The sequence below is a fragment of the Lysinibacillus sp. JNUCC-52 genome, from assembly GCF_015999545.1.
GTDB lineage: Bacteria > Bacillota > Bacilli > Bacillales_A > Planococcaceae > Lysinibacillus.
The window spans coordinates 584,517-606,553 of sequence record NZ_CP065546.1; the positions used below are offsets into that span (position 1 = coordinate 584,517).

A 22,037-nucleotide genomic window follows, 5' to 3' on the forward strand; every position below is an offset into this window, starting at 1 on the left:
CAGAATTCTCACTAAACAATCTGACCTTCTTCATGAAGAAAGACCCTTTTCTTATCCAAGGAAAGCGCGCGTTTGTTGAACAAGATATTTTTTGATTTCTCCTTTTTGTTCAACAATTAAAATATCTCCTCGTTCTTTGGTGGAAAAAATCTTTATACCAACAGGAAGTTAATTCGACATCTCATTTTTAAAATCTGTTTTAGCATCATTTTTTGTTTTTATTTCACCGATTTGAACATCTTTTGTTAAAGTCAATTCTTCAACCCAAGCAATATTAGTTTTGTAGATCACTCCATCATACTGGAAAATGTCAGCATCAGAATCTAATGTTAAAACTTCTTCGGCATCAATACTATCAATTGATACTATTGTAGTTCCCCTTGAATATTGCATCTTGTAAGCATGAATAAAGACGCTTTCCTTATTACAGAAAAGCGCCCGATTGTTGAAGAATGTTTTTGGACTAAAGCACTCCGTTAGTACAATAAGAGGGCTAGTCAGATTTATGCGGATCTACAACGATAAGACTTCAATTTTATACACGATTTTATTCATCAAAGAAGATGGTGCAACATTACTTCAAATACTTCAAAACCTTTGCTATTACTGACTTTTATCAAAAGTGCATAAAACAACGCTTAAACAATATTCATAAGAAGAGCCCCGAACGTTGATTTAACAACATTAGTGGCCTTAAAGTTCGTCTCCATACTTTTGTTTGGAATATTTTGAATGGTAGTGAATAAAATACTACCCTTTAGATTTTAGTTCAATGTATGGTTTAACAATCTTTTTCATATCCAACAATGTTGCAGGCAAATGACTCTGGTCTATCATAAATTCAAATTCTAGTTTATTTTCTCGACTAGGAAACTCTTGGAATTTTCCCTCTAGACTAATTTGTCCAAATGAATTAAATTGAAGCGTGAACTGCAACGTGTTATCCAAATTCGAAAATATAATATTTCCTTTTAACGTTTTATAAGCTTCTTGTAGTTGTGTGTATAACGTAATAAGTTCATCGATCGTAATCCAAATCTCTGCATTCATTACATAGTAATTCCCACTTTGAATGGACACTGTTCCTTGATTTTGCCAATCTGTTATATCTTCTAAATTAATTTCAATAAAGCCTTGATTTTCACCAAGTTTAATTTTATTCAAAAATCATCACCTCATAACTAAAATACTACCATAAAAGCTACGAAAGCTTAGTTTTGTTACCTAACTTGCGTTTGGGAACGTTATTTTAAAATCCACGAGCAGCAACGAGATTGAGTAACCTGTACTGTTCATCTCATTTGTTTTACTCAATAACCAAAAGGACATAAACCAATTTACTTCCCTAGTTTGTTCGTAAAGGAACCTCAACAATATCCGCTAATATTTTTTAGATATTTATATTGATTAACAACACGAAATAATAGATAATTACAATCGTACTAATAATTGAAAGTTGAGGGTAAGTTATGCTTAAAAAATTAAGTTTTACAGTTTTACTTTCTGCTATCCTACTAGTTACATTTACTTTGGGAACAAGTAAAGCACAAGCAGGTTATGCAGATAACCCTAGTAAGTTATACTATGATTTAGCGGACCAAGTTTACAATGTCGGAAAGAAAACAAATGCTGAAATCCAACATGCAATCAATCTAGAACATGGTGCAAATAAATTTAAAGTAATTGATTCAGTAGACATTAATTCTAATCCAAATCATCCGATGGGTGCACCTAGTTACAATTTAGACCGAACTGGCTTTAAAGCACTGGCTGTTGTTATAAACCCAGATAATCCGAACGCTAGTAAAAAACTATTCATTGCCTTTGCAGGTTCAGAAGATGGATCCGATTATGCAACAGCAGCATCGTCATTATTGAATGGTAGTGTTCCAGGACAATTACATCAAGCACACCTTTATTTAAACTACATATATGATAAATTTGGTTATAAAGATTATCAATGGTATTTCACAGGACATTCTTTAGGTGGATGGCTAGCAGCAAAGTCATTTTTAGATGTTCGTGCTGGAATAACGATAGTTTCTAACGCAAAATTTACACATTATGGTCCTATCAAAAAGAAAACAATTAGCGGAGTATATACTTTCAATGCTTTATCAGTAGCTAAGACACAGATGACTGATACACAATGGACTGCAAATAAAAACGGGACATATGATTCGGATGTAAAAAACCTATACATTGAAAATGAATGGTTAAATTCCATATATGATATGCATAGTGACAAAATAGCATATATTGGGGTTAAAGGCGGTGTAGATAAGTCTATTCCTCATTATAGTACTTTTGGCTATTTACAATTTGGACTATTACGAGATATTGTGGCATATCGAAATTATTCAGACTCATTTTATCCAAATATCAATAAGTATCATAAATTAACTTATCTTAATGGTTCTGTATTTCATTAAAATGCCAATATAGAAAATGAATTTGAAAATCTGCCCGAATATCATTATGATATTCGGGCATTCCTAGTTCTGAATATCTCATCTTACCCTCCCCTCCCTCTTTCCTAACAACTAACACCACTATTAATAGGACTCAGTTTCTTATCGTAGAACGATTATTTCGACATATAGCTTTCTTAATTGAATCACTTTTCATAAATATATTTAATCGCCGATGTAAGTATCCATCGTAAATTCACATTCTTTCAAGCAAAAGAAAAAGCATCCTCCTAAGAGAATGCTTTTTTGACATTGTATTTCCAGAACTATCGTTAAGATTTTATTGAAAATTAAATGTCCATGTCATTGTCCCAGTAACACCATTACTACCAGTATAGTCAAAAGTGATATTAACTGGACCTGAACCAACTTTTTTCACATCTAAATACACATGTCCCGAAGGATTAGGTCCAATAATTGTTGCAGTTGCTATACTTGTGTTATTACTTCTAGGGTTGCTATAAGTAGCAACTGTACCGTTTTGGCCTGGTATCGCTACGGTCAAGTTTACATTTGTAGACATAGCAAAATTCCCAGGTATCGTTCCTCCATCATTGTATGGTGCCGAAATACTTACATTTGGTACGCTATTCTCGTCTTATACCTTCTATATTTCTCAGTTTTATAGCGAGCCTTCACCGTACAGGCGACTTTCATCGCATACGGCGATCCATCAATAATAGATTTTAAACTTATTTCCCCACATTTAATTATATGTTTAATTAAGGAAGGTCAATACTGACAAATGTTAATACGAATGTTAGTTCATGAAAATTTTTTCTCTTAATAAAAGAAAAAGTCATGCAAAACTTCAGATATTTTTATATCTTGTTTCACATGACTATTTCAAATTGTAATTTACATTCTATAAAACTACTGAAATCATTATTTCAAGCTTCAACAATTAATAGAACTTTCAATTCTTTACTCTAATATTATTGAATGATAATTGATGACCACCCTAGCCACCCAAACTTCCCTATAGGATTTCCGAAATTATCGAGTAACCCTACTCCTGCTGCATTCACCATGTTTGTTAAATTCGATTTAATGATAACATACTTACCAACTACAAGAGGACTTTGTGTTGTAAAAGTAGCAGTCTTTCCATCAACACTCCATGTTAAATTAGATACAAATATTTGTGAAATATGGACTGAACTTGTATTCGTATCGGTATTCCATAGTTCAAAATCTGTTCCACTTAGAGTTTTTGGCATAGGATCATTAAATTCCACAATTATCGTTCCTGACGTAGCGTTTGCAGTTGCGCTTTGAATTGATCCACTATTCTCGTCTTATACCTTCTGTATATCTCAGTTTTATAACGAGCCTTCACCGTACAGGCGACTTTCATCACATACGGCGATCCATCAATAATAGGCTTTAAAACTTATTTCCCCACAGATAATTTTATATAAATTGAAGGAAGGTCCATACTGACGAATGTTAATACGAATGTTAATTTTTAAGTTTTTTGTACTTAACAGTAATGGAATACACTACATATACAGCTCTAAATAATGCAACTAATTTAATTTTTTATAAATCGCGTGCTGTGTTCATTTCTAGAACTTCACTCAATCGCCACCTCTACTTTTGATTTTTCCAAATACACTGAGATAAAAAACTATTAGAGCAACGAGATTCACTATTTCCATCTTGATTGCTCTTACAACGCATAATTAAAAGCCCTCCACCGCTAGTGGAAGGCTTTCTAACTAAAGTTTCTTTACGTTTTTAATAATTATTAGTTGTAACATTAATAGTGTTTGTATAATACACATTACCATCCTTAATTCCAACTATTTTCACTTCATATTGAGTACCACTATTCAAACCATCAAACATTACTGATGTATCACCAGGTTCTAATATATTATTATCACCTTCAGAATTATCAGTACCTAGGATATTTTCTGGATTAACGACATTCCAAAACTCTTCATTTTGTTCTTTAATATGAATCTGAACATTATAGAATCCTGTTGGTACATTGATACTTAATTGTAAACCATTTGTATAAGTATTCAATATACTACTTATTTCAAATGGTGTAACCAGTATACTATTCTCGCCTTATACAATTTTCTGCTTTATAACGAGTCTTCACCGTACGAGCGACTTTCATCGCATACGGCGATCCGTCAGCAAAGAATTCTAAACTTATTTCCCCGTCAAACATAGTAATTTTATTTCTAAATTAAATCAATAGAATTTAGAGAAGGTAAAGAAATCTTAACCTTCCTCTATTAGTATTTTTCTTTTGCAATCGAAATCATAATTTTTGTTACAATTTTGTGTTTTTTATTTTATATTTTATATTTTTTATTTAAAATAATAGAAGAATCAGAATATTAAAGGAGGCGTTTTACAAATGAGAAAATTATTTTTTATGTTGGCTTGTTTGGTTCTTTTATTCTTTTTCACGGGAAATATAGCTTTTAATGCTTCAACTGTAGTTGCAGCTGAACAGAGTGATGATTTTGCCATTACCATTTTAAATGAAAGTACGATGCATTTAGAATTATTAAATGATGAGACAACAATTGAAAACGATGAAGTTGGAAATATAATTGTTAAAAAAGGTGAATATTCAGAGGTATTGCCAACCCAAGCAATAGATAGTAATGGGCATGATGTTAATTTAATTTATAAATCAGTTGATAATGGACTGATTATAGAATTACATAACGGTGAACAACCGACTCAAACGACTACTTTAGCTCGTTCTAAATGGAAATGTGCATTAGGCGTTCTTGGTGGTTATTATCTTGGTGCAATAACTGGTTTAGGGGTTGGTATTGGTGCTGGAACTGTATTACCTGGTATTGGAAATGCGGTTGGTGCTGCGGGTGGAGCTATGTCAGGTGCATCATCCTCTTGTTTTGATTAGCGTATTGGAGGAATTGTATGTTTGATATAGATAAAGTTTTTTGTTGGCCGATGATATTTGCTTATTATGTTTGCATGATTTTGTGGATTCTATTACTTTTAGCATTAGAAACAAATTTACTTTGGGTTTTTTTGAATCCGCTAAATTTCGGATTAATTTTTAACATAGTGTTTGGAATTACTTATCAGATTAAAGCTAAAAAAGAATAAAATGAGTAATTTTCATAAAACATTTATATATAATTAGCTCATTTATCTGCTTATAAAATATATGTTTTTAAGAGGATGAACAGGTTGTCACTAAAATATCTCGAGGGTGCTTTTCTCGGGGTATTTTTTTGTGGTTAAATTCAACTTTCCTGAGTGTTTATGTGAAAATCATCTCTTGAAAGAACAATTATTTTTAGCATTTTTTTCTTCTAAAGGGCATTCGTCTCGATTTACTTTCTCAATATTGCAGAGGTTATCGCATTAATATATTGTTGTATTCAATAACATGGTTCAATAACTTAAACTATTCAACTAACAATCGGAGGTATTTAATTGATAAATAAAAAAGACCAACTAAACACTATTAAAGAAGATTTTATGAATTGTCAAAAAGTACTATTGGCTATCGGTGATGAAACACGTCAATCGATTTTGTTAGTTTTAATGGAAACAGATTGTCAAACAGGATTGCGTGTAGGTGAAATTACGGAACAAACACACCTTTCTAGACCTGCAGTGTCACATCACCTAAAAATTTTACGAGATGCAGGAATTATTTTAATGCGAAAAGAAGGTACAAAAAACTTTTATTATATTGATATTCGGACAAAATTAAGCCTATTAAAAACGCTTATTGTGGATATTGAAACATTGTTAAAGCAATACGATTGAAAATAGCTTATTAATACAATTATGGAGGAATGAACACAGTGAAAGCTTTGGTTATTGATAAATATGGTAAAGCTCCGATGCGTTTAACAGAAATACCTACACCTGAAATAACTGATTACGAGGTACTCACAGAAATACATGCGGCTAGTATTAATCCTATTGACTTTAAAATACGAGATGGAAAAGTGAAAATGTTACTCAAGTATGAAATGCCGTTAATTCTCGGAAATGATTTTTCTGGCGTTGTGATGAAGGTTGGACAAAAAGTAACTCGATTTAAGGTGGGAGATGAAATATATGCACGCCCACGCAAGAGTAAAATCGGTACTTTTGCGGAATATATTTCTGTTCATGAAGATGATATTGCTCTAAAACCAAAAAATTTGAGCTTTGAGGAAGCTGCATCTATTCCCCTCGTTGGCCTAACTTCATACCAAGCCTTACATGACATTATGCACTTACAAAAAGGACAAAAAATTTTAATACATGCTGGTGCTGGCGGTGTTGGGACATTTGCTATTCAACTGGCAAAAGTTATGGGAGCCCTTGTGGCAACAACAGCTAGTGAAGCTGGTGCTAAACTAGTAACATCGCTTGGCGCAGACGAGGTAATCAATTATAAAACAGAAAATTTTGAAGACATCCTTAAAAATTATGATGCAGTGTTTGATACGCTTGGCGGACAGACACTTGAAAAATCGTTTCATATTATTAAAGATGGTGGGAAAATCGTTTCCGTTTCAGGTACGCCAAATGCTCGTTTTGCTAAAGAATATGGCGCAGGGCTATTCAAAACAATGTTATTTTCTGCAGCAAGTTATAAACTGACTGCTCTTGAAAAGAAGCATAATGCTCAATATTCGTTTTTATTTATGAAGCCAAGTGGTGATCAATTACGTATTATCGCAGACTTCATTGAGTCAGGTAAAATTATACCTATAATTGATCGAATCTTTTTATTCGAAGATGCACAAAAGGCAATGGAGTATGTAGAATCAGGAAGAGCTAAAGGGAAAGTAATTTTAAAGATTAGATAATTTCTATAATGCCTTATCGTATTGAACTGTTATTTCTATTTATGAACAAATAGAAACCTCACCGAAAAAATAGTGAGGTTTCCTCTTGCTTCAATTATGGAGCAATAACAGTAACTTTTTGAACAGTTTTAGAACCATCTTTCATAATAGAATAAAGAGCATATGAAACCCTAGTTCCTGGACTATACGAATCACCAAAACCATCGTTACCTTTATAGGTAATATCCGCATACTTTGGACTGCTCTCGTCCGCTTCATTAGTATTGGAAACTAGAATATACATTGTATAGTGTGACCAATTTGGATCACTATTGCCGTTCCAAGATACATCTATATCCCCAGAGCCTATCGCTCCAGGTGTTGCCTGTAAGTTAATTGCTGGATTGACTGGTACTACATTTCCGCTATTCTCGTCTTATCTTCTCAGTTTATAACGAGCCTTCACCGTACGAGCGACTTTCATCGCATACGGCGATCCGTCAGCAATATCTTTCAAACTTATTTCCCCGTCAACATCTTAGATTGATTTCAAACTTTAATCAATAGTATTTGACCAACGTAAAGAAATCTTTACTTTCGTATGTTTCTTCTCTTTTATTAAACAATGTAGTTCAATCAATGGTACCCTCCTAACTAGCGGACAAAAAAAAAGCCATTTCCGATTTGGAAACGACTTGAATACTTAATCGCACGAACCTCCTGAAGAACCACTGTCACTCGAAGTGGTATCCGAACAATTCGTATTATCTGTATTTTGTACCGAAAAGAAAGAACTTGTTGTAATAAAATCAGTCGTATTATCATGGGAATTGCTAGAAGATTTCAAATTATCTTGACTTGTCTTTTTCGATGTAGTTAGAATCCCCATTAGTAGAATCAAAAATATCATTACAATAAAAAACGCAATCATTACACCTCCTATGGAATAACAATTTCATTTTATCACTTAGTCACGATGAGCATCTCCCTATCTTACTTTTAAAACCAGACTACTAGTTTCTATTTCAAATTCATCACTCATATGTATTTCCAATGTCCTTTGGAAATATTTTCAGATGAGGAAATAAAAAAATTTCCCGGGTAAGCGCAAGAAACGACAAGTTTTACTACTAGCAGAATTCTTGCGCTTGTTCATTCATTAAGTGCGCTAGTTGGAATACTAATAAAACTCTGATGCTTATAACTATTCTCACCGACGTAATCTTTCAAAAAATGACTTATATGAAGGAAATGAATTGTTTAAAACAGGAACATATGTTTCTTGTTTAAGGAAATAAAGTTAATCAATTATTTAATCGGAACCGTGCAAGGTAAAGACTTTTACGTACTATCCACTAATTGTTGCGGAAATTGGAATTGGCTATACCCCTTGAATAATATATGCATTAATTTAAATATTTCCCGTGCTTAGGTAGAGCGATTTCATCAAATTTTTCTACAAGTTTCTGAAGGTTGTTCTGAAGTTCTTCACCTTTCATTGCTAATCCATGACCAGTAATAGCAATGAGAGGTTTTAATGCTTCTAACTTCTCAACAGATTTTCGCGCTGCCTGCCAATCCGTTGTTAAATATTGAGGCGGACCACTAATTTCTTTTGTTTGTGTTAAAACTTTATAAAGGGATTCTTGTTTAACTGTAACAAATGCATCACCAGTAATGAGCACTCGATCCTTTTCACGAAATAAAGAAATATGTCCTGGTGTATGTCCTGGTGTGTGTATCCAGCGAAAACCAGGCATATAAGGAATATGACCATCCTCTGGAACTGTTTTAATATTGTCTCCTATGTTAATCGCTTCCTTAGGAAAAAAAGGTGACATTTTAGCTACTAATCCATCACTAACAGAAGGATCTGGTTCTGGATAGTTTTGTTTTCCTGTTAAGTAAGGAATTTCTAAAGCATGGGCATAGACAGGGACATTCCACCGTTTTATTAATTCTATAATTCCTCCAACATGATCAAAATGGCCATGCGTCAAAATTATTGCTTTAGGACGAGAATTAGGCCCAAACCGTTCCTCTATTACTGAAATTATCTCTTCTGCGCTTTTTGGCATGCCTGCATCAATAAGCACGAAATCTTTTGTATTTATATTACCATAAAGCACAATATTTACAATTTGAATTGTATATTGATATAAATCAGGTATTACTTCAATACCAACACCACTTCTAACTGAAGTAGCAGGTATGAACTTATAATCTTCACCATAATTCAAATCTTTGTCCATATTAACCCCTCTCTCTTCGCTTGCTTATGAATGCAGAAGAGCCACAACCCAAAGATTGTGACACTATTTTTATTGCTCTTCTTTTTTATTGAATTGTTGTTCTTTCTGTTGTTGTTTTTCTTCTTCTTTTTGTCCCTCTAGCTCTTCAGGTAAAAACTCATTTGCAAATTCTTCTTGCTCCAATTCATTCTTTTTCTTTTCTTTAGTCATACGAATCACCTCCAATAGACATTAATCTATCCTTATTAAGAGGTTCTATACTTTTTACCAGTCCGAATACTTCAAATGAAGTATAAATAAACCACATACAGCCACAATAATATTTCGTAGTGTTTCACTACTTATAGGGCTGCAGTGATAGTAATCGCTGTAGCTTTTTATCTATAAAATAGCGTGTCGTTTACTAAAACATCAATTTTTCCATTATAGCCCAGACTTTATGATAAGTTGGGTTTTTAATCGTTTGTAATTTTTCATTTAGAATACCACGCCTTACTAAACGGAACCCTCTTGCTTCCAGATCAGCAATGGCAATATCCAACTCTTTATTATTTTTGCGCTGAATTGGTGGTAATCGAAATACACCATTTTGTGCAGATAAGCGATTGAACATCCAATCATCCCCTTTAAAAATATTCAGCTTATCGTGAGCAAAATGGATATGTTTTATGCTAAAACAGCATTTTTTAATTACTATTTTATTAACATAAATCTAATTGCAGTAACCCATACTATCCTTGTTTGAAAAAAAACTAAAGAAGGAAGTGTCACGATTGGGCATTTTAGGTGGAAATCCAAAAGACGAGCCATTGCATTACGGTGAGGTTTTCGGGGTATGGTCAAATTTAATTGCAAATTATGGTATGATTTCTGGTTACCAAACGTTTTATAATCACGCAGGTGATGAAGATTTAAAAAAAATTATCGAAGATTTAATTGAAACAGGAAGAGAAGAAGTAAAACAATTAGAAAAAATTCTTAAAACGAATGGTATTGCTTTACCTCCTGCTTCACCTGAAAGACCTGTAGCAAGAATGGAAGATATCCCTCCAGGTGCGAAATTTAATGATCCTGAAATAAGCGCAGCTCTATCTGCTGACGTTGCAGCTGGATTAGTTGCATGCAGTCAAGCAATGGGGATGTCAATTCGAGAAGACATTGCCATGATGTATGGTCAATTCCATACAGCCAAGGCACAACTTGGTGCTAAGCTTTTACGATTGAATAAAAATAAGGGCTGGCTTGTACCTCCACCATTACATGTGAACTATCCTGAAAAATAAATTATTTTTCAAGAATCGAGGAATTAAATGTATTACTATAAAGAAGAATTACTAAACATCATAAAGCCTGACAAACCAGATCCTCAGGCAGCACGTGTAATGCAGGAAATACTAGGTGGGCATTATGGTGAAATGAGAACGATGATGCAATACTTCTTTCAAAGTTCCAATTTTCGCGGCAAAGAAACACAATATCGTGATTTGCTTCGTGGGGTTTTTTTAGAAGAAATTGCTCACGTAGAACTAGTACAAAATACGATTAACCAACTACTAAATGATTCTGGAGAATCTTCTGCACCAGGGAATAATGGTATGGACGAAGCGCCTTTAGATGAGGCCGTTAGACATGCAAATCCACACCATTACATTGTGGGCGCACAATCTTCTTTACCTGTGGATGCTGCAGGTAATCCATGGAATGGTTCGTGGGTGTATGCACATGGAAACTTAATAGCGGATTTATTAGATAATTTAGTACTTGAGTCAACTGGGGTTCTTCAAAAAACACGGATATATGAAATGAGTTCTAATCAGACCTTCAGAGAAACACTTGCTTTTCTAATCGTTCGAGACAATGCACATCAAAATGCATTTGCTAAAGCTTTAGAAACGTTAGGTGTAGATTGGGGAAAACTATTCCCAGTACCGAACTACGATATTAACAAATATCCTGAGTGTCGGAAGTTTGTTGAAATGGGCTATCACAATGCTCAGTTTAACTTTAGATTAGACCCAACACGTATCGGTGAAATTTTCCAAGGACAAACTCCTAGTAGAAATGGTGGAGAACTAAAAGTGACCCCTCCTCCTGAAGGTTTCCCAGTACCACTTATGCCAGACATGCCAAATGAACACAGTCCAGGTCTTAAGGATATGAATAACTAATTATTCAAGCTGTAACGGTGACGACGTTACAGCTTTTTAATGTATAAGTAACCTTTAATTACACACATTATTATTGAGTGTATCGCACGCACTTATTAGGTTGTGGCGCTAGTTGACAGTCACTACCTCCCTCAATTCTTTCTGGGTCACTTAATAGTGACCCCTTTTTTATTTGTAAATATCACTCTGGTAAATCTTTATAATTTCCCTTCATATTTTTCCATTAAAAAGAGAAAATATATGAAGGATACAAAGGCACCTTCTGCACAAACTATAATTCAGGAGGTGATTTTCAATGGCAAACAACTATGATAATAAAACTGATGTGAATCATGTTAAACAACAAAACCAACAAGCGGAAGCGAACAAACAACAAGCTTCTGGTTCAGCAAACTCAATGAGTCAAGAATTCGGGATGGAATCTGATGTAAATCAAATTAAACAACAAATCCAACAAGCAGAAGCAAACAAAAAATATGCATCTGGACGATTTGCAAATGAAAACAACTCAAAATAAATTTTTCTAAACCGACAATCTTTTGTCGGTTTTTTATTTTTATCGCTTCATTTGGCTTGTTACCTTTCCACATAAAAAGAGTTGATCTACAAAATGTAAAATCAACTCTGGTAATGACAATCGGGCGTTCCTTTATTTTATTAATTGGCTCATGATGATTTCTTCCCCAATACGTCCTGTTAGCCGCTTATTCGTATCTTCAAATCCGACTTTTAAATATAGTTTCTGCGCAGGTACATTATCTTCGTCTACCACTAAAACGATTTCATCGCAATTCGGGAATTCTGCTTTTACAAACTCAACAAGTAATGTCATTCCTTGTTTTGCATACCCTTTTCCTTGCTCACTATGATTAATGGATAGCGCAGTTAGTAACAAAGCATTCACATTACTTGAATATTTCTTTACTCGTTCGTTTGCATTTAGAAGAAAGAAACCAACTGGTGTATTGTCACTTAAAATTACTACCCGATACTGTCCTTCATTAATTTCTTCAAATTTACTTGGAAGTGAAGAAAACTCTTTTTGTTCTTCTGTCAGTACGAAATCATTTAGTTCTTTCGTGTATTTACTTGAAAAATGCTTTAATTCAACCTGTTTAATTTTTTCCATATGGTTATTCTCCATTTTTATCTATATTTTACCATCAGTTGATGACTTGGTCATTATTTATGTGAAATATTACATGCATTTATGAGTTGAGTTCTCTTTCCGCGCTAAACTAAGGCTTACGAGCAAATGGTTGTTACAAAGAGAATTTATTACAGAAGGCCGAGGACTGTTTTATCGCATTTATAGGTTTTTACTTCGCAAACTATCTATCTCCTCTCACAGATAACACGTATGTTTTTCCAACCTGTGTTTTATAAGTATTTTCAAATTGATTGTTCTAAAGGGTTGGATAAAAACCTCTACACTTTTTAAAACTATACATATTATAGAATTAGAAAGGAGGGATAGTCATGGGATACCAAGGAAATGTTGGAAACTACAACAACAGTTGTTATTATGGAGGCAATGAAGGCGGAGGTTATGGTTCTACATTTGTTTTAATCGTCGTTTTATTTATTCTATTAATCATTGTTGGAGCTACTTTTGTGTATTAATTTTTTTTAGTTTTACTAACAGTCTATTTTTAGCTAACAAATTTTATTGTAAAATCAACAAAAAAACTCTTACCCTTCTCTGAATGAAATCTCCAAGTTGTAACTTTCATTTTCAATTTATAAATTATATTTAATAGAACAAGATATATATCGCAAACTATTTTCACACTCTTTCATATAGTAATTATAGAAATAAATAAATTATAGAATGGAGGGAAGTAATTATGTCTCAAGAATATTATGGTGGTAGTGGTAATGGTTATGGATCAGGTTCATCATTTGCGTTAATTGTTGTACTATTTATCCTTTTAATTATTGTTGGTGCTACATTCATCTCATATTAATATTTATAATGTTCACTGATTCTGTGCTCGCATATGAGCCCATAATTTTTCGGATAGCGTAAACTTATCCTTTGCCTACCATTCTTTCTTTTAAAGGTCACTGTTTAGGTGGCCTTTTTTTCATTCCCACCAGCTCTCATTACAATCTTAACTTTTGTTAGCGGTATGAGCTGCAACTGGGTGCTGTCTTAATGACTCAGTTCAAAATAATTCATAATTGTCCATGTATATTGTCCAATTAACGCTTAGAAAGCCCTCTCTAATCTTTTGCTTTAAATACCCGTATTAAATAAAGGTCCCAGAATAAGATATAATAATGATTAGCTTAGGGGGGAATAATTTGAGTAAAAATAAAGATATTACTGATCTTTTCTCAAACAATGAAATTGATGCTGCTAAGCTGGCAGTACTTGCTGGAATTTTTTCTACATTAGGTGATGGGCTAGCTACAATATCAGCAATTATGGCATTAGAGGGCGCGCAAGAATCAAATAATAATAATAGCAACAACAACAATAACAATAATGATGGCAATTCAAACAAAATAGATGAATTAGAAAAGCAAGTTCAATATTTAACAAAAGAACTAAATAAACTAAAAAACTCTAGAAAGTAAGCATTTTTCGATACTACATAATCTTACTAATACTCAATCCTACAATTTCGATTATTAATCATTCCGAATATAATTGATATACGGTCATTTCAACACCGTGTGGATGATGAAGCAAGATGAAAATCCTTTTATCTTATGCCAATAAAGTAAAAAGATAAATGATGTTGCAACCGCATTAAGGAATATAAAAACTTTTTCAGTAGTTATTTTTCCTCTGCATTCATCAACACGGTGGTGTTATTTTGCGTCCAATAACAAGGTTGCTATCTAACATCATGCCAAAATTCTCAACTTCAATTGTAAATTCTTATTTAACATATATTTAATAAGTAGTTATTTGAAGAGATTTTTATTATATACTTTATAGAATCGTTCCAATAAAATGTAAACAATAGGACTGGCTCGTGCGAAACGGAGGAATATTATCTAATATGAAGAAATTATTTGTATGCTCAATCTTACTATTTTCACTATCTTTTTTACTTGTTGGATGTGGTAGTAAAAATGTTCCTTACGACTATGAATATGATAGATAAAATGGTGTCAGGCACTCAAACAATTTAGAATTGTTTGAGTGCCTGCTACTTCGAGGGGGAGATTTTATTAGTACACGCAGACTTCATATTTGGCAGCCCGTAACATGTTTACAAAGGGCTCAAATCGTAAATGCTCAATTAAATTATAGTGATCGTGGTTTATATTTAACATTAACAGATATTAACGGATCTGAAGTTGATATTATATACGATAAAATTTCTCCAATACAAGATTTTGTTTGGTCTTTCAGATATGCTGGCGAAATCCCAAGGTCGGACCTATTCCCACTTGTTAACGAATCCATCGAACAAAATCCACCTACTAATCCATGTGCTGAGTGGTTTTACAAAATGAGCAATTCAGATTATATTGAGTGGTTTGATCAATTACCTTGGATAGGAAGTAAAGAGATACCCAACGTAGAACATCATATCTATTGTTACAATGATGGAATTTTTGAAGTTATTAGTGATTACGAACCTCGTTTTGTTATTAAGTGACAGGCACTCAAACAATTTAGAATTGTTTGAGTGCCTGTCACACTTCTATTGCGCGGTACCACGAATCGTTGCGTAGTTTAATTTACCTGCTATAATAGCCCTTTCAGCAATTATTTTTGCTTCTTCTTGTGTGTTATACCAACCGCTAATAAACCGCCAACCATTTACATTTGAACTATCTTTCACTTGTTCTACGTACGATAAATATTTCTGTTTTATTGCCTCATTCATTGCCACAACCATTGCTTCTTGACTACTGTATTTCCCACTTTGAATACGAAATTTTTTTGGCTCCCTATCAATTTCGACATATTCGATTTTTTTACTTACATCAACTGTCGCTATAGGCTTTAAAAAAAGTGCTATTTCGTCCATACGACGGTTAACAAGCCCTTGAAGCTTTTTCCCTCTTGCGTAGATGTATAACAACATCTCTTTGGTTACTTGTTCCCATTGCCTATTATTCAAGTATTCTAATAGCATACTGTTTCTTAGAATGTAGCGTCCTAAATTATATTGGAAACTTGCAAGGGCATCATACTGATTTTGGTTAAGAGGAACATTAACATAGTATTCTATTGTATTTGCATGTTCTTGTGCTTGCTTTCTCAGTAATTCCCACGCTTCTTCTCTGGAAATCGTCTGTCCCTTTTCTACTAATTTTCCACTTGGCCATTTTGTTGTACCATAACCAATTGTCCAAACATTATCTGAACCTACATATGCATCGGCGCGAAACCCTTCCCATTTTGCAATGAGCGTTAGTGCATTATTTGAAATCTCCATATTAAATCCTCCTCTCACTATTTTTAATTTCTGCACCTTCTCTAGCATATTCAATTCCCGATGTAATGGAATGTGCCTGACACTCAAACAATTCTGAATTGTTTGAGTGTCAGGCACCCCTATCCTTAATAAACTTTTCTAACTCGTTGATTCTTTCTTTTAATTGAGTTTCTTTCGCCAAAAAATAAAAATTTCGAGTATATTTTGGGGATAGTGGTTGCCAATTAACGCCTTCTGGTACAACTTTTTGTGAAATAACGGTTTGCCCAATTCCCTCCTTTAACAGCGCCGCTATCATCTCATTGTTATTAAGATAAATATGTATCGGTTTCAAATTATTTTCTTTTACATACATATCCGAATAAAATTGTGTCCCCGAATCCTCTTCACGGTTTAACCAGTAACTAGATTCAGGATTACCAGCTAACACAAGTTGATCTATATTTAATAGGCTTCGTTTCAAGCTACCTGTATCCACTATTTTTTCGATAAACCCTAAGTCCGCTTCGTTTTGTTTTAATCGCTTCACTACTTCTTCTGAATTCATCAATTGTAAGGAAAAATCTATATCTGGAAAGTTCTCTAAAAGAGACTTCATTATATTTGGAAGAAAGTAAATACCACACGTATTTGAACAGGCAATACGGCATTTTGTTCGGACGATTTCTTTTTCTTTGTTATTAAGTGTTTCTATCGTATCTTCCCAGTTATCTAGAATACTTTGCGCTCGTCTATAAAGAAAATCAGCATCCCTCGTTGGAATAATTTCGTGTCGCCCTTTTCTAGTAAAGAGAGTTACATCTAACTTTTTCTCTAAATTAAGTATTTGAGTAGATATTGTTGGTTGTGATAAATATAATTCTTCCGCTGCCTTTGTAAAGTTTTTCAATTCATATACTTTCACAAATGTTTTTAAACTTTGAAACATTAACGACCCTCCAATTCAATTATTGGATTTCTTAATAATTGATATCCAAATTATCAATTTCACAAATAGTATAATCCGATTTACAATGTTTATACAAGGTAAAATTGAATTAAACAACCGGAGGGAACATAATGAAAAGCTTTCTTAAAAACATTCCGATACCTATTTGTGGCTTAATTTTAGCACTCGTTTCTTTAGGAAATCTTATAAAAACTGATGGCATGCCGAGATTTGGTATTTTAGTAGGCCTTATAGGAATGGCGCTAATGTGCTTAGTGATATTTAAACTGATCTTCACATTTAAACATACACTTTCTGTTTTAAAAAATCCGATTGTAGCTTCAGTAGCTCCTACTTTTACAATGGGATTAATGATTATTTGTACTTATTTTCTTGAAGTTGATTGGCTTACACCTTATTTGTCATATATATGGCTAAGTATTGTTATCGTACATTTTATGTTAATGGCTTATTTCACATATTTTTTCTTAATAACACAATCAGTAAAAATCCATCACGTCTATCCTAGCTGGTTTATCACTTATGTAGGGATTGGTGTTATTACGGTCACATCATGTAATTTTTATCCTGCATTTGGTCGTTGGATTTTCTGGATTGCATTATCTTTATATTTAGTGTTATTACCGATTATTTTGCATCGTGTCTTTACTATAAAAAATATGGAGGATTCTACACTTCCTCTCATTACAATTATTGCGGCGCCTGGATCTCTTTGTTTAACAGGCTATTTAAATGCCTTTGATAATAAAAATATCCTGATTGTCACATTGCTATTTGGTTTATCCCAAGGCCTATATTTTCTTATTTTGACACAGCTTCCTAAATTACTAGCAATTGATTTTTACCCAAGCTATGCAGGATTTACGTTTCCTTTAGTCATTTCAGCAACTGCCATCACTGCAGCTACCAATTTTTATAACCAACTAGGATTTACTTCAGTACTGTTCCATTGGGTTTCCATTCTTGAATCGATTATCGCGTTTATTATAGTCTTTTATGTTTTATATAAATATGTAATTTTTCTTACAAAACAATATATTGATACTAGAACAAATCCGATTTAACTAGTATTCCTATTAGGTCATACAAAAAAAGCAACCCCATAAGGTTGCTTTTAATTTTCCCGAGGGCCAATTTTTCGCACATTAATTTCCAAATGTAGTATGATTTAAGCAGGGAGTGTGATAATATTTTGTTGGTAAAAATGAAAAAACACGATTTTAATTTAACGACTTCTGACTTAAGTAACAAATGCTTTGAGCCCCTTATTTATCTTTATAAAATGGGCATATCCAATGAAACGGATACCATCCATTTTAAAGAACAATTTTACATGCAATTATCCCAAGGACAAAAGGCTTTATTTGTATTTTATACGTACTATAATCACGCCAGTAAATCGCTGATTGAATTTTATTGGTGGAGTGCCTATTATTACGCCCAACCTAAAAGTTGGCTAGCGCTCAAAGCCAGTGCTAAATATTTTGAGGATGAGTCCTTGCTAGCACTTTTTGAAAAGATTGAACAAGTTTTTCTACAAAATAATTATCCGAACACTTTAGAAAACTTTACTGTTATACGTGAAGACCTAGATAAAAACAAAGAAATTCAAGCTTCTATTATTCCGCTCCATACTATGTTTGACCAAATCACACCATTAACAGTTAGAAAGATAAATGACCTTATTGAAAAACACATACAGGATTTTGTTGAATTGATAGATTAGATTGCCCATACAGCATCCTTCTCCAAGGATGCTGTATTTTTAAATAAGCTGTGTCGTTCTATTTGTATTAATAGTATGAAGAGCTAACTCCCCTGCATCCATTTTGTAAACCTCATCGCAAAGTAAAGCAATATCTTCAGGATTATGGCTCGCTAAAAGAATGGTTATTTCCTGCTTTTTAAAGTTAAGAATCATCTCTCGCATTTCCGATACACCTGATTCATCCAGCCCATTCATCGGTTCATCCAATAATAGTAATTTTGGTTTCTCCATAATCGCTTGTGCAATCCCTAATCTTTGCCTCATGCCCAAAGAATATTTACGAACTGGTCCTTTATCATTAAAATCAAGTCCAACCAGTGTCAGTACATTCTCAATATCCTTATCATTAATTTTGTTTTGTATCGAGGCGAGTATTTTTAAGTTTTGAAAACCTGAATAATGGGTCAGAAATCCTGGCGTATCTAACAGTGCACCAAAGGATTTCGGAAAATTACCTTTCCCGATAATGTCACCAAACACACTTACAGTGCCACTACTCGGAACAAAAAGTCCTGCAATCATCTTAAATAATAGACTTTTGCCTGAACCGTTTCTACCGACAATCCCATAAATTCCAGGTTTATCAATGACTAATGTTATATTTTTCAGCAGCTCACGGCCCTTTATCTTTTTATACAAATTGTGTATTTCGAGTATTGTCATTTATACAACCCCCTTTTATATCAAATACCAACTATTTTTTCTCGTAGATTAATAAAAAGTATAGAAAGCACACAATAGGACAAAACGATACATAGCAGGATTATACTATTAGACCAAGCAGAAGTTACCTCCCTGCATTTCTCTCAAACCGAGCAGGAAATACGTTAACGGTAAAAATTTTAGTAAGGATGGAAACAAATAACCGATAGTAGCCGATGCAATCATACTAATAATAACGGTGAACATTGCGAAGGCAGCATTATGAATAATAAACGAAAAAATCGTGTGGACAATAAGTAATAACAATAACGTCAAGATAAATAGCGTAAAATGATTCAACAGCTCTTGCCATCCATTCGTGCTTAGGAACAACGATAATCCTGTATTACTTTGACCTTCGATTTGACTATTAAAAAAGAAAATAACCATTCCCGTAACCCCATAAGCTATTCCAACTGTTCCAACTAAACTGATGCATATTGCAATAAACATACTATGAAAGCAATGACGATAGCTTTTCATTCTTAGAATGAGGTACGTTGGATGATCACGCAACTCACGCAAAATAAACGAACTAAAAAATAGAAGGATAGGGATAATAATTAATAACCAACGTAACAAGTCGAATTGGATATTTAAAGGCATATAGAACATAAATACAATCCGATTTGCATAGCCATTTGGGATGAGATCTCCATATGTGGTATGAACAAGAATACCATTCAGTACAAAAACGCCAACGATACATAGAACATACGTAGGTTTAAAGAAAGAACATAAATAATAGAAAATTAATTTTTTTAGCATTATTTTCTCTCTCCAATATACATATCCTTATGATTGATACAGCAATACCCAATTAAATAAAGTATGAAAATTAACACAATCCAATATAGTAGAATTGGATATGGATAATCGGTTATGTCAGAAATTGAGCTAGTGGTATATTGAAAAACATTGATATGGTCATAAAATAAATAAGAAGAAATAGGCGTTATTTTTGAAAGGAACACACCTATATTCAACATGTTGACTAAAAGAACGACTAAACAGGCTAATAATATCCGTCCTGTAAACAAGTAGCTTATGTAAAAAAGCATTCCGAAAAAACATAAAAACAACCATAATAGTACGACTGACATCGTAGTTAAGAAAATAGGTGTGCTATTACTTAATAGCTCAGTATGATGTTTATAGTAATGAACACTATAATTACTCCATTGATTCTTAAAATCTAATACAAATACAGCTTCGAGTACCATTATTGCCACAAGCATTAAACAGAAGTATGTAGCTGACTTTACCACTCGTAAAAGGTTTGCATGATACCATTGCCGTTTCGTATAAAATCGAATTAACAAATAGTTTTGCACATTCCCTAATGAAAATAACGATATAAGAATCATTAAAAATGCAGGCAAGATAGAATAAAAAAGAGGATGAAACTCCGTAAGATGAAGTAATAAATCAAAGATATTTCCTTCGACTAATTTTGTTGATAGCAACAGATTATAGAAATATAACATCAACACAATATAAACGAAAACGATACTTTTATTAGCTGAATATAGCTTTAATCGTTTTTTACTCTTTAAACCGCTCTTCAATCTTTGTTGCCCCTCCTATAAAAAATAGTGTCATCCCCACTACAACAAGCACTACGCCGTATAGAAAAGTTTGGTCAATATGATATTGGTCAATGATATCCACATCAAACAATGCCATCGCATTTAAAGCAGGGTGAATTTTCGCCAATACTGTCACTGAAATAATAAGATAAATAAACGGTATAAATATCGCAATATATTTATTTTGAATTACCGCAGATATTCCTAAACCTAGAGTTGCAAATATCATCCCACAACAAAACATAATTCCGATCATTATCATCATCATGAGAATTGGTGAACTTACACCGATACTTTGAAAAAAAAGCACCGGTTCCAATCTTTGCTCGATTCTTAACATTGGTACATTTAATAGAAGCTTTAAAGCCATTAAAAAAATAAAAGCAATAAAAGGGCCAATTGCAACAGCTACTCCTCCTGCAAGTGCATTTACAGCTAAACGAATTGTCATATAGCGGCTTTTTTTCATACGATATTGTATATAATGATGGAAGCCTGTTTGAATATCTATTCGATAAGAATTCGCGAACGGCATACATGCAATAATAGGAAACGCAATAACGATAAAGGATGCCGTTCCAGCATTATAGCCCTGTAAAAAGGCATATAAAATTGAAATCACCCCGCTATTAATCCATATTAATGCTTCCAGCATACCAATAAAAACGAGTAGAATAGAGGAGGCTATTGTGATAAGTCCCATTCTGGATAATAATGCTCTTTTAAACTCTTGCCTAATATACATAATCATCTCAACACCTCAACTTTCACCATTTCCAATCAATTGATTGAATGACCAAAAATTGAGTATCTTTTATCAAATCGATTAATTAGGTGTCCACGTTCCTGCAGTATCGACTGTTTCTAACGTACCTGGAGAAGTTGATATATTTAAATAAACATTCTCCCCTACTAAAGAACTAGCATTTCCTAAATAAT

General features: G+C 33.3%; 28 protein-coding genes. 13 read left to right on the top strand and 15 right to left on the bottom strand.

Features of this window, described 5'->3' with window-relative positions; all coding sequences use genetic code 11:
* Positions 1–168: 168 nt before the first annotated feature.
* Entirely contained in the window at positions 169–393 is a 225-nt protein-coding gene (locus tag JNUCC52_RS03200; RefSeq protein ID WP_337981383.1) for a hypothetical protein, read from the bottom strand.
* A 357-nt stretch (positions 394–750) separates the two neighbouring features.
* Positions 751–1,164: a WapI family immunity protein gene (locus tag JNUCC52_RS03205; RefSeq protein ID WP_337981384.1), complete on the bottom strand. Its 414-nt coding sequence runs from the start codon at positions 1,162–1,164 to the stop codon at positions 751–753.
* Positions 1,165–1,469: 305 nt separating this feature from the next.
* On the opposite strand from JNUCC52_RS03205, the gene JNUCC52_RS03210 reads away from it, so the two are divergent.
* Positions 1,470–2,432: an alpha/beta hydrolase family protein gene (locus JNUCC52_RS03210; RefSeq protein WP_337981385.1), complete on the top strand. Its 963-nt coding sequence runs from the start codon at positions 1,470–1,472 to the stop codon at positions 2,430–2,432.
* Between the two features lie 319 nt (positions 2,433–2,751).
* Here the strand turns inward: JNUCC52_RS03210 and JNUCC52_RS03215 are convergent, their stop codons facing one another.
* From JNUCC52_RS03215 to JNUCC52_RS03225, 3 genes are all read right to left on the bottom strand, one after another.
* A complete protein-coding gene (locus tag JNUCC52_RS03215; RefSeq protein WP_172771365.1) occupies positions 2,752–2,994 on the bottom strand; it encodes a hypothetical protein in 243 nt (80 codons plus the stop codon).
* Positions 2,995–3,406: 412 nt separating this feature from the next.
* Positions 3,407–3,709: a hypothetical protein gene (locus JNUCC52_RS03220; RefSeq protein WP_337981386.1), complete on the bottom strand. Its 303-nt coding sequence runs from the start codon at positions 3,707–3,709 to the stop codon at positions 3,407–3,409.
* Between the two features lie 502 nt (positions 3,710–4,211).
* Positions 4,212–4,505 (bottom strand): hypothetical protein, encoded by a 294-nt coding sequence (locus tag JNUCC52_RS03225; protein WP_337981387.1) that lies wholly within the window; start codon positions 4,503–4,505, stop codon positions 4,212–4,214.
* 343 nt (positions 4,506–4,848) lie between these two features.
* Between JNUCC52_RS03225 and JNUCC52_RS03230 the strand changes: the two genes are divergently transcribed.
* The 3 genes from JNUCC52_RS03230 (at position 4,849) to JNUCC52_RS03240 (ending at position 7,285) form a co-directional block, all read left to right on the top strand.
* Positions 4,849–5,367: a hypothetical protein gene (locus JNUCC52_RS03230; RefSeq protein ID WP_337981388.1), complete on the top strand. Its 519-nt coding sequence runs from the start codon at positions 4,849–4,851 to the stop codon at positions 5,365–5,367.
* Between the two features lie 587 nt (positions 5,368–5,954).
* Entirely contained in the window at positions 5,955–6,248 is a 294-nt protein-coding gene (locus tag JNUCC52_RS03235; protein WP_217270104.1) for an ArsR/SmtB family transcription factor, read from the top strand.
* 38 nt (positions 6,249–6,286) lie between these two features.
* Positions 6,287–7,285, top strand: coding sequence for an NADP-dependent oxidoreductase (locus tag JNUCC52_RS03240; protein ID WP_337982175.1), 999 nt, complete (start codon positions 6,287–6,289; stop codon positions 7,283–7,285).
* Positions 7,286–8,670: 1,385 nt separating this feature from the next.
* Here JNUCC52_RS03240 and JNUCC52_RS03245 read toward each other — a convergent pair.
* From JNUCC52_RS03245 to JNUCC52_RS03255, 3 genes are all read right to left on the bottom strand, one after another.
* On the bottom strand, positions 8,671–9,516 hold the full coding sequence (locus tag JNUCC52_RS03245; protein ID WP_337981389.1) for an MBL fold metallo-hydrolase: 846 nt from the start codon (positions 9,514–9,516) through the stop codon (positions 8,671–8,673).
* A 69-nt stretch (positions 9,517–9,585) separates the two neighbouring features.
* Positions 9,586–9,726, bottom strand: a complete 141-nt coding sequence (locus JNUCC52_RS03250; RefSeq protein WP_337981390.1) for a hypothetical protein — start codon at positions 9,724–9,726, stop codon at positions 9,586–9,588.
* A 193-nt stretch (positions 9,727–9,919) separates the two neighbouring features.
* Positions 9,920–10,129: a hypothetical protein gene (locus JNUCC52_RS03255; protein ID WP_172771360.1), complete on the bottom strand. Its 210-nt coding sequence runs from the start codon at positions 10,127–10,129 to the stop codon at positions 9,920–9,922.
* Positions 10,130–10,289: 160 nt separating this feature from the next.
* Here JNUCC52_RS03255 and JNUCC52_RS03260 point away from each other — a divergent pair, with 160 nt between their 5' ends.
* The 3 genes from JNUCC52_RS03260 to JNUCC52_RS03270 all read left to right on the top strand — a co-directional run bounded on the left by JNUCC52_RS03260 (position 10,290) and on the right by JNUCC52_RS03270 (position 12,201).
* Positions 10,290–10,799 (top strand): DUF3231 family protein, encoded by a 510-nt coding sequence (locus tag JNUCC52_RS03260; RefSeq protein WP_172771359.1) that lies wholly within the window; start codon positions 10,290–10,292, stop codon positions 10,797–10,799.
* A 27-nt stretch (positions 10,800–10,826) separates the two neighbouring features.
* Positions 10,827–11,684, top strand: a complete 858-nt coding sequence (locus tag JNUCC52_RS03265; protein ID WP_172771358.1) for a manganese catalase family protein — start codon at positions 10,827–10,829, stop codon at positions 11,682–11,684.
* 295 nt (positions 11,685–11,979) lie between these two features.
* On the top strand, positions 11,980–12,201 hold the full coding sequence (locus JNUCC52_RS03270; RefSeq protein WP_172771357.1) for a gamma-type small acid-soluble spore protein: 222 nt from the start codon (positions 11,980–11,982) through the stop codon (positions 12,199–12,201).
* A 132-nt stretch (positions 12,202–12,333) separates the two neighbouring features.
* On the opposite strand, the gene JNUCC52_RS03275 is transcribed toward JNUCC52_RS03270, so the two are convergent.
* The gene (locus JNUCC52_RS03275) at positions 12,334–12,813 is read right to left on the bottom strand and encodes a GNAT family N-acetyltransferase (RefSeq protein ID WP_172771356.1); all 480 of its coding nucleotides are present in this window, start codon (positions 12,811–12,813) and stop codon (positions 12,334–12,336) included.
* 350 nt (positions 12,814–13,163) lie between these two features.
* Between JNUCC52_RS03275 and JNUCC52_RS03280 the strand changes: the two genes are divergently transcribed.
* The 4 genes from JNUCC52_RS03280 to JNUCC52_RS03295 all read left to right on the top strand — a co-directional run bounded on the left by JNUCC52_RS03280 (position 13,164) and on the right by JNUCC52_RS03295 (position 15,304).
* Positions 13,164–13,307 carry a YjcZ family sporulation protein gene (locus tag JNUCC52_RS03280; protein ID WP_172771355.1) on the top strand — a complete coding sequence of 48 codons (144 nt, stop codon included), beginning with the start codon at positions 13,164–13,166 and terminating at the stop codon, positions 13,305–13,307.
* 224 nt (positions 13,308–13,531) lie between these two features.
* Positions 13,532–13,651, top strand: coding sequence for a YjcZ family sporulation protein (locus tag JNUCC52_RS03285; protein ID WP_172771354.1), 120 nt, complete (start codon positions 13,532–13,534; stop codon positions 13,649–13,651).
* A 340-nt stretch (positions 13,652–13,991) separates the two neighbouring features.
* Positions 13,992–14,267 (top strand): translation initiation factor 2, encoded by a 276-nt coding sequence (locus JNUCC52_RS03290; protein ID WP_172771353.1) that lies wholly within the window; start codon positions 13,992–13,994, stop codon positions 14,265–14,267.
* A 566-nt stretch (positions 14,268–14,833) separates the two neighbouring features.
* A complete protein-coding gene (locus JNUCC52_RS03295; protein WP_228134483.1) occupies positions 14,834–15,304 on the top strand; it encodes a hypothetical protein in 471 nt (156 codons plus the stop codon).
* A gap of 45 nt (positions 15,305–15,349) precedes the next feature.
* On the opposite strand, the gene JNUCC52_RS03300 is transcribed toward JNUCC52_RS03295, so the two are convergent.
* The gene (locus JNUCC52_RS03300) at positions 15,350–16,090 is read right to left on the bottom strand and encodes a lysozyme (RefSeq protein ID WP_337981391.1); all 741 of its coding nucleotides are present in this window, start codon (positions 16,088–16,090) and stop codon (positions 15,350–15,352) included.
* Positions 16,091–16,199: 109 nt separating this feature from the next.
* The gene (locus JNUCC52_RS03305; RefSeq protein WP_337981392.1) at positions 16,200–17,018 is read right to left on the bottom strand and encodes a LysR family transcriptional regulator; all 819 of its coding nucleotides are present in this window, start codon (positions 17,016–17,018) and stop codon (positions 16,200–16,202) included.
* Between the two features lie 131 nt (positions 17,019–17,149).
* Here JNUCC52_RS03305 and JNUCC52_RS03310 point away from each other — a divergent pair, with 131 nt between their 5' ends.
* Positions 17,150–18,103, top strand: coding sequence for a TDT family transporter (locus JNUCC52_RS03310; protein ID WP_172771350.1), 954 nt, complete (start codon positions 17,150–17,152; stop codon positions 18,101–18,103).
* 128 nt (positions 18,104–18,231) lie between these two features.
* Entirely contained in the window at positions 18,232–18,765 is a 534-nt protein-coding gene (locus JNUCC52_RS03315; RefSeq protein WP_337981393.1) for a hypothetical protein, read from the top strand.
* 39 nt (positions 18,766–18,804) lie between these two features.
* On the opposite strand, the gene JNUCC52_RS03320 is transcribed toward JNUCC52_RS03315, so the two are convergent.
* The 4 genes from JNUCC52_RS03320 to JNUCC52_RS03335 form a co-directional block, all read right to left on the bottom strand.
* The gene (locus tag JNUCC52_RS03320; protein WP_172771348.1) at positions 18,805–19,470 is read right to left on the bottom strand and encodes an ABC transporter ATP-binding protein; all 666 of its coding nucleotides are present in this window, start codon (positions 19,468–19,470) and stop codon (positions 18,805–18,807) included.
* A gap of 108 nt (positions 19,471–19,578) precedes the next feature.
* Positions 19,579–20,277: a hypothetical protein gene (locus JNUCC52_RS03325; RefSeq protein ID WP_337981394.1), complete on the bottom strand. Its 699-nt coding sequence runs from the start codon at positions 20,275–20,277 to the stop codon at positions 19,579–19,581.
* Entirely contained in the window at positions 20,277–21,077 is an 801-nt protein-coding gene (locus tag JNUCC52_RS03330) for a hypothetical protein (protein WP_337981395.1), read from the bottom strand. The genes JNUCC52_RS03325 and JNUCC52_RS03330 overlap by 1 nt, the downstream gene beginning before the upstream one ends.
* Positions 21,055–21,843: a hypothetical protein gene (locus JNUCC52_RS03335; RefSeq protein WP_337981396.1), complete on the bottom strand. Its 789-nt coding sequence runs from the start codon at positions 21,841–21,843 to the stop codon at positions 21,055–21,057. Before JNUCC52_RS03335 ends, JNUCC52_RS03330 begins: the two co-directional genes overlap by 23 nt.
* Between the last annotated feature and the right edge of the window lie 194 nt (positions 21,844–22,037).